Annotated in this window: 4 protein-coding genes and 1 pseudogene; all 5 read left to right on the top strand. The window is 33.3% G+C overall.

The genetic code is table 11. The annotated features are described in order from the left end of the window. Nucleotides 1-958, top strand: a pseudogene (locus AC1DKZ_RS30135) (HBL/NHE enterotoxin family protein); the annotation flags it as partial. 649 nt (nucleotides 959-1,607) lie between these two features. Continuing rightward, entirely contained in the window at nucleotides 1,608-4,013 is a 2,406-nt protein-coding gene (locus tag AC1DKZ_RS30130) for a PAS domain S-box protein (protein WP_476997736.1), read from the top strand. A gap of 275 nt (nucleotides 4,014-4,288) precedes the next feature. Next, nucleotides 4,289-6,505 (top strand): binary toxin-like calcium binding domain-containing protein, encoded by a 2,217-nt coding sequence (locus AC1DKZ_RS30125; RefSeq protein WP_476997735.1) that lies wholly within the window; start codon nucleotides 4,289-4,291, stop codon nucleotides 6,503-6,505. Between the two features lie 372 nt (nucleotides 6,506-6,877). Beyond that, entirely contained in the window at nucleotides 6,878-7,591 is a 714-nt protein-coding gene (locus AC1DKZ_RS30120; RefSeq protein WP_002017159.1) for a response regulator transcription factor, read from the top strand. After that, nucleotides 7,588-8,646 carry a sensor histidine kinase gene (locus AC1DKZ_RS30115; RefSeq protein ID WP_447620050.1) on the top strand — a complete coding sequence of 353 codons (1,059 nt, stop codon included), beginning with the start codon at nucleotides 7,588-7,590 and terminating at the stop codon, nucleotides 8,644-8,646. The genes AC1DKZ_RS30120 and AC1DKZ_RS30115 overlap by 4 nt, the downstream gene beginning before the upstream one ends. Nucleotides 8,647-8,650 lie beyond the last annotated feature (4 nt).

Raw genomic sequence — 8,650 nt, 5'->3', positions numbered from 1 at the left:
TTAATTAATAATCCGGATGTGAGTTTTGAAGGAATTACTATTAATGGGTATGCAGATTTACCTAGTAAAATTGTACAAGATCAAAAGAATGCAAGAGCACATGCAGTTTCATGGAATACGAAAGTAAAAAAACAGCTTTTAGATACATTGACAGGTATTATTGAATACGATACAAAATTTGAAAATGATTATGAAACATTAGTAGAGGCGATCARTACTGGGAATGGAGATACTTTAAAAAAAGGGATTACAGATTTACAGGGGGAAATTCAACAAAATCAAAAGTCTGCAAAAGTATTAATAGAAGAATTAACTAAATTTAAAAATGCTATTGGAGAAGATGTTAGAGTATTTGGGAGCCATAAAGAGACCTTGCAGTCTATTTTAAAAAACCAAGGAGCTGCGGTTGAGGATGATCAAAAGCGTCTGGAGGACCTTTTAGGCCAAGTAAACTATCAGAAAGACATAGAATCTAAGGGAATGGGATGATTTAGACTCTCAATATTCGGGCGTACTGGGACATATTGATAAAGCGGATCAAAAAGCGGATCAAAATAGATATAAATTCTTAACCCCTAACTTGAATGCAGCGAAAGACAGTTGGAAAACATTACGAACAGATGTTGTCAGATTACAAGAAGGGATAAAAATTGCAGAGAAAAAAGAACAGGATTTTATGAATCAGCTTCGTCCATCAAACGTTTTTTACTTTTATAAAAAAATCCATAACGCATACACTTTTGAAATAAAGACTGGAACAAATGCACCAAATGCGTCTTATAAAGTTATGAATTTAACTAAAAACACTGTTCATCATATGTGGAGTGGAGGTGCTAATACAAGCATGTGGGCTGACTGGCTTTCATTCAATCCAAATGATGAATTTGCGGTGGTAGCAGTAGTGGATGGGAAAGAATATGTTGTGTATAAAGACAAAGTAGAAAATATAATGAACTGAACCCAAAAAATGCATTAATTGGGGATGGTACACATCGCTATCAAGCTAAGAAAAACAAATACCCCCAGAACGAAATTTTGTGCTAACTTTTAACAGAAAAGCTCATTTTTTCGTTTTGGGGTGAATCTATTTTCTTAAGTTGATGGGCATGGGGATGGTACACTAAACTAGACACCAAGTTAAGTGAAAAATTGAACGGCATAAGGCTCCTTATTTCCTAGAACACCTAGCTAAAGCAAAAGAATTTGTACAGCAAAAAAGTGAATATTGAATCAAGGTGCTGGTTGCTTTATGTGTATGGCTTAACCAAAAGATTGCAAATACATTAAAAGAGCAACTTGTAATAAAGATATTGCAATATTTTTAAAGCGAAAAGCCGAAATTGAGGAATTTGAAGAATTGTAATAGTGAAGGAATTGATTAATTTATAAAAAACATTTAAATAAAAAGAGAGAATAAACACCTTATTTTTGGGGTGTTTGAAGGTTCAAATGGAAGATTCCCTGGTTTTCGATTTGAATCAATATGATACTATTTACATGTACTGTCATGTAGGGAATTATATTTTTTACACCTGAACTGTTTGTACTATTTGTAGGATTTTCTGTTTTTTTGTCGAATATATCTTTAATGCAAGGAGGGACATTACATGATTATTAAAGACTATTTCATCAATCTTTCTATTTTTTCTTTATTAGTTAGCGCAGCGATATTTATTCAAGTGTCTTTGATTCATTCCAGGCGATATTTCGAAAAATTCTATGGAGGGATTATTGCAGTTACTTTGATGCTCTTTTCTTTTCCATACATGGGATTTTCCTACGATCTTCGAGTTGTTCCTCTTATTCTATCTTTTATTTACTTTGGTCGCATTGCTGGTTGGATTACGTTAATTAGCATTATTATAATGCGTATCTTTTACATTGGAGGTTACTGGGAACCTCCTGTGATTGCTTATTTAGGTTTGGGTATCCTATTTGTTACTTTTAAAACATATTTTAAAAACCTTCATCCTTTTAAATGTGCATCTTTATATTTTTCTGTTTTTGTCGGAATAAAGTGGGTAGTTGGTGTATTCTTTAATACTAAGTTACTTTACACTGGAGGCTTATTATATATAGCTTTAGGGCTTTTAATTGGGCTATTTCTTATGGAAGCCTACCAGAGATTATATTATTTAACACAGGACTTATCTAAAATGAATCGGGAATTAAAAAAATCCAAGCAAGAACTCACAGATACCGTACATGAGCTTCAAGGAGGGATTTTTAAATTTAAAAAAGTGGGTAAGCACTTTATACACACTTTATGTGATGGACAGTTTTATTATCAAAAAGGATTTTATTCTGAACAGGTGGTAGGGAAAAGCTTACGGACTATTGATGCTTCTATTGTTCCACCACATTTAGTTCCACAATTGATGAAGTATTATCTTCAGGCATGGGAAGGAAAAGAAATTATATTCGAATTACCCTGGCCAGATGATAAAACGATAATTCTTATTGCACTTAGGCCGATTAAACGAAATGGACAAGTTATGGAAGTTGTTGGTTCTATAGTCGATATAACCGAAAGGAAAAAGGTAGAATCAGAATTAAGAGCTACCAAAGAATTACTAGAATCATTTATAAAGCATAATGTAGATGCTATTACCATTTCTGATCGAGAAGGGCATATTTTACAAGCAAATAAAGCTTATGAAAAGATATTTGGATGGTCATTACAAGAAATCATAGGTAAGAGATTACCCTGTGTACCAGATTTCTTAATGGAAGAATCACTTAAAAATATTCAGAAAATTCTAACGAGAGAATCCGTAGTTACTAGATTAGAAACTGTTAGACGACGTAACGATGGAAGTCTTCTTGATGTCAGTCTGACAGTTTCTCCTATACTAGACGTAAGAGGAAATGTGATAGCTTTATCTGCAATATGTAGAGACATCTCTGAAAGAAAACAAGCAGAAAGAGAACGACATCGATTACACCAACAATTAAAAGATAGTGAAATGAAGTACCGTGCACTAATCGAACAAGCAACTGATGCAGTATATGTAGTAGAGCTGAATGAAAATCATGTTCCAAGTCGATTCATTGAGGTAAACCCTGTTGGTTGTAAAAGATTTGGATATAGTAGAGAAGAGCTGCTCTCGTTACCATTTCCAAATGTAGTACCACAAGATTCTAAAATGATTGTAAGGATGTTAGAAAAAATTAGAGAGGGACAAACTTCCTTCACTTTGCAAGATGAATATGTTTTTCCAACAGGAAAAATAATAACAACTGAGTTTAGTGTCCGTGTTTTTAACTTAAATGGTAAAAAAGTTTTCCTAAGTATTTCTCGTGATATCACTGAACGGCTAAAAACAGAAGAATTACTACGGAAATCTGAAAAACTTGCTGTCGTAGGACAATTAGCGACTGCAATGGCTCATGAAATTAATAATCCATTAACCGCAATGAAAGGGTTTATGCAATTACTAAAATCAACGGAAACTGAGAATAATCGAGGTTATATAAATATAGTATCATCAGAGATTGAGCGTATAGAAAGTATTACTAATGAATTTATGGCGGTAGCCAAACCACAGGTGGTAAAGATACAACCTAATGATATTAGTGTGCTAATGGATCAAGTTTTAATGCTACTGCAACCTCAAGCAATGATGAATAATATAAAAATTAGAATTGATTTTACACCTGGTATTCCACTGATTCCATGTGAAGGAAATCAATTAAAACAAGTATTTGTTAATATTATAAAAAATGCAATTGAATCCATGCCAACAGGAGGAGAAATTTTGATTCAATTTGATAAACTTGATAATAATCAAATAAGGATTCGCTTTATCGATCAAGGATGTGGGATTCCAAAAGAACGTATACCATATTTAGGAGAACCTTTTTACAGTATTAAGGAAGAGGGAATCGGCTTAGGATTAATGGTCTGTTATAAAATTATTGAAACACACCAGGGGAAGGTATTTATTGAGAGTGAAGTGAATAAGGGGACTATAGTTGAAGTCATTTTCCCAATTTGCACACTTCAAAATTAATACATTCTTTTACTGAAATTTTATAAGTTAGTGAGCAGTTAGCTTTGGCTAGCTGCTTTTTTGTATATATTGTAATCGATTCTTCATATTACGGCTTTTTGATGTTTCATATATAGATTTTATGGCTTTTAAAAACTCTGTAAGTGTTTTGTAATATTTACGAGAGACTTTTTTAACAGTTATGAGAGAGAAAAGAAAGATTTGTTATATATGATGAAATTAATCTTACTAGTAGGTGTTCTAATGGACCTAGAAACCAAGGAGGAAAAATAACAATGAAACAATTGAAGCCAGCAATTAGTGTATTAGGTAGTGTATCGATGGCACTGACTTTAGCATCTCCTGCTTTAGCAGATGTAAAACAACCGAATCCAGGAGGTACAGTTGAAATATTCAAAGAGAATGCAAATGTAAAAAAAGAAGATAAGAATTTCACGCTCGGATCTGATGGGGAAATAGGTTCACTCATTACACAAAACATTGAAATGGCAAACAACGATTGGGATAAAGATGGTATTTCCAACGACTTAGAGATTAATGGATATAAAATTGAATTCAATTCACAAACTGGAAAAAATGAAGCGAAAGCATGGGATCCCGAGAAGGATAAAGGGAAACCAAAATTTATATCGAATCCTATGAATGCAAATACGGATGGTGATCCTTTTACTGATATGTATGAGATTGAGAATTATAACAACGATTCTGATACTAATTTCAATCCGATAGTTGCCAACATGCCGAATTTGCAAATTGGTGTCAAACGAATTGAAGTAATTCCTATTGCAACCATTACGGATAATAATGGCGGATCAGTTAGTAGAGGATGGGAAAAAAGTGTATCTACACAACATTCATTTAATGTAGGTTTAAGTGGTTCAGGTGGTGTAGAAGGCTCAGCAGCCGGTCCTGTTCCTTCCGGAAGTGTTTCAGCAAATGTGGGATACGGATATTCAAAAACAACTACGGAAACGGAGAGTTATACAAATAATTTTGATTGGTCTACTGCAACAACTGTGGATACAGCGAACGCAGCAAAATTACGGGTACATTTGGAATATAAGAATGTAGGAACAGCATCCGCTGAAAATGTTTCGCCTCATTTTAATATTCGTTTAGGAAACAAAATTATTAATACTGTAAAGGCAACACAAGATCGTTATAAAGCAAACTATTTAAGTACAGAAAAAGGTGGACGGAATAAAACAGAAGTAGTAATTGACAGTTTAGAAGGACAAGCAGATGCGAATATTGTCTTATCTTTGGATGAATTGAAAGCTGTTGAACAAGGGGAACTTCTTTCGATTGAAGTTTTACCTACAAGTACAATGGATTTATCTATTGAAAAAGGTGAAGAAATTATGCATTTGGGGGATTCAGGGAGATATGAGTCTAGAGTAAATGCAGCTACTGAACAATTAGAAACAGATATAGGAAATATACCAAAGTTTAGGGTATATACTCCTAAAGACAAATCTCTTGCTGATAAGCCAGTTTTATCCTATAACGAAGTTTTTCAACAGGTAAATATAGATACGAAAAAAGTAAATCATATTGTAAACAAGGCTAAAAGTACTAATAACGTATCAGTGGTTTCAGCTAATAATGGAACCGATGCATTGAACGATTTAAAAGCGGGACAGGGAGATCGCGGTTATTTACATAAAGACTCTGTACACGGAGCTTTTGCAAAGCTACAGCAACCAACATTAGTAGAAGGTAGTTATGATTCTGTGACGCAAAAGATTAGGGCAACAATTTTACCTGGTTTATTTGGAGTGAGTAAAGATATTCCTACTACTTATAGTAAGAAATGGAATGCTCCGTCACAAACAGTAACACTGGTTAAACGTGAAAATGGATTTACATATGAGTCTAGAGAAAATATACACCCTATTAAATCTGAAATTGCTGCGCACAGAAAAGTTACATTTGAAATCAATGACGCACACAATCTAACGCCTACACAAAAGATTGATACTGAAATTAAAGCTAATAAAGAATTTGAAGATTATGTAGTAGATAATTCAGGTGAATTTGTTACAGAAGGGGTTCCTTATACCGTGGCTTCATATGGAAATACAGCTTATTTGGGAAGTCATCATGCAGGGAATAAATGGGAGTATCTTTGGGCTGAAAAATCTAGCGATGAAAAAGTGAATGTAATTATTGAAAGAGTAGGTCAACCTAAGCCTGGAAAACCAATTAAAAAGGATGAAGAGGTATTAATTAAATTTCAAAATCCTATTTATTCAGATTATGCATATTTAAAACTTCAAGATAGTTATATCCATTTAGATCAAAAACAGAACGCAAGTACTTTTAAATTTAATCATGCATATCCAAAGAATTTCACTGGACACCATAAGCAATGGAACCTATTATCTAATGGTAATAAGTTAAAGGTAGGATATTTAATCGATTATATGAAATATGGTAATGGAGAGAATGGGACTGATACTATAGCATGGAATCTATCAAGAGTTCAGTAATAGGTAACAGTTCTGTTGCTAAGTTTGGAAAGAGAACTGGAAATGAATTGAATCCGAAAAGTTAGATACAATAATTTAGGTTACTAATAAGGAATGAGTTCGATGTTGAATCGGACTCATTCCTTTTAATTTATATAATTTAGTAACTACTATTTTAAATACTTATCTAGTCATATAAGTAATCAAATGTTAAGATTACTATCTGTATTACATAATTTATTTTCCGAATTTTCATTCGTTTCGAGGGTGAAATGTGGAATTCTGATTTATTTATGTGATTAGTTTTTATATCTTTACCTATAAAGATATTTTTATTGGATAATAGAAAAAATAAATTTTTTGTTATTGGTGAAAAAGAAGTGAGGATAGTATATGAAGAAAAGAATTTTAATCGTAGAAGATGAAGAAAATATTCGAGAAGTATGCAAACGGTATTTAGAAAGAGAAGAATATGAAGTTTATACCGCTGTAAATGGTAAAGAAGGTTGGGATTTATTTCTTACACATCAACCAGATTTAATTATATTAGATTTGATGATGCCAAAAAAAGATGGATGGGAATTATGCGAGGAAATTCGTCAACAATCAAATGTCCCTATTATTATGTTAACTGCTAAGGGAGAGGAAAGGGATCGAATTTTAGGCTTAACAATGGGGGCAGATGATTATTTAACAAAGCCATTTTCCCCTCGTGAATTAGTATTAAGGGTTCAAATTATACTAAGAAGAGGAAGCCATGTACAAATACAAGCGAAAGAATCCTTATTGGAAGTGATAGAGTTTCCAGATTTAAAAATATATCCAAAGACAAGATATGTACTTGTTTGTAATAAGGAAGTGGAGTTAACGGTGAAAGAGTTTGAGGTACTTTATCTCATGGCAAAGCATCCAAAACAAGTATTTTCTCGCTCGCAGCTTCTTGAATTAATTTGGGATTTTGGACATGAAGGGGCATCAAACACAGTTACCGTGTTAGTGAGTCGTTTACGTGAAAAGCTCGAGAAGCATACGATAAAGAATCGCTGGATTCATACGGTTTGGGGTATAGGATATCGCTTTGAGCCAAATGGAGGAAATGAAACATGAGATTACGTATTCAATTGTTACTCATGAATCTATTAAGTACTAGTATTATGGTAATTGCTATATGGTATAGTGATACGAAAATGTTACTTGAACCGGAACAAACGCGGTTATTAACAGTAATTGCATTTGTGGCATTCATTATTTCAACGTTTATTTATTGGCTAATGACACGTCCTATCATGAGATCTATACAAAATTTAATAAAATTGACGAAACAATTTAGTGATAGACACTTTGAAACGATGTATATAATTGGGCAAGAACCACGTGAGTTTAAAGAATTGGCAACAGCCTTTCAACAGATGGCAAAAAAATTAGAAGAAGGGTTTACTAAGTTAGAGGAACAGGAAAACTCTCGTAAGGAGCTAATTACCAATATCTCACACGACTTACGAACACCTATGGCTAGCATGCAAATGATGATAGAGGCATTACAAGATAACCTGATTGAAGATCCTGAAATGAAAAAGCAATACTTAGCAACGGTTTTAAAAGAAATAGAAAGATTAAATGGATTAATTAACGACTTATTTGATCTTTCAAAGTTAGAGTTTGAGCAAGTAGATTTTCACCCAAGTTTCACACATTTAGATAAAGTTCTATTAGATGTATTAGAGTCACATTCTATCTTATTAGGAGACAAACAAATCCATGTGCAATTGGATGTCCCTGATACATTACCTCGACTTTTGATTATGCCTTGTAAAATAGAAAGGGTCATAGGTAATTTATTACATAATGCAATTCGATATTCTCCTATCTCTGGAACAATTGAATTGACTGTAGTGGAAAATAAACCAACTCAACAGGTCCAATTCACTTTGCGGGATGAAGGAATGGGAATTTCTCCAAATGATCAATTACGCGTATTTGAACGTTTTTTTAGAACAGATCGATCAAGAAGTTCACAATCTGGAGGTTCCGGACTTGGATTAGCTATTGCAAAATCATTGATTGAAATGCACAAAGGGGAAATTGGTGTAAGGAATCGCGCAGATGGTAAGCAGGGAAGTGAATTTTGGTTCACTCTTCCCATCACATCAGTAAAAAAATAAGACG

The organism is Bacillus sp. 05T21 (genome assembly GCF_056396785.1).
Note: the sequence above shows the minus strand (reverse complement) of the source record. Positions and strands in the feature narration are given on the sequence as shown.

Excerpts from the sequence above, each read along its gene's own strand:
- AC1DKZ_RS30130 (WP_476997736.1), top strand. The coding sequence starts at position 1,608 with ATGATTATTAAAGACTATTTCATCAATCTTTCTATTTTTTCTTTATTA.
- AC1DKZ_RS30125 (WP_476997735.1), top strand. The coding sequence starts at position 4,289 with ATGAAACAATTGAAGCCAGCAATTAGTGTATTAGGTAGTGTATCGATG.
- AC1DKZ_RS30120 (WP_002017159.1), top strand. The coding sequence starts at position 6,878 with ATGAAGAAAAGAATTTTAATCGTAGAAGATGAAGAAAATATTCGAGAA.
- AC1DKZ_RS30115 (WP_447620050.1), top strand. The coding sequence starts at position 7,588 with ATGAGATTACGTATTCAATTGTTACTCATGAATCTATTAAGTACTAGT.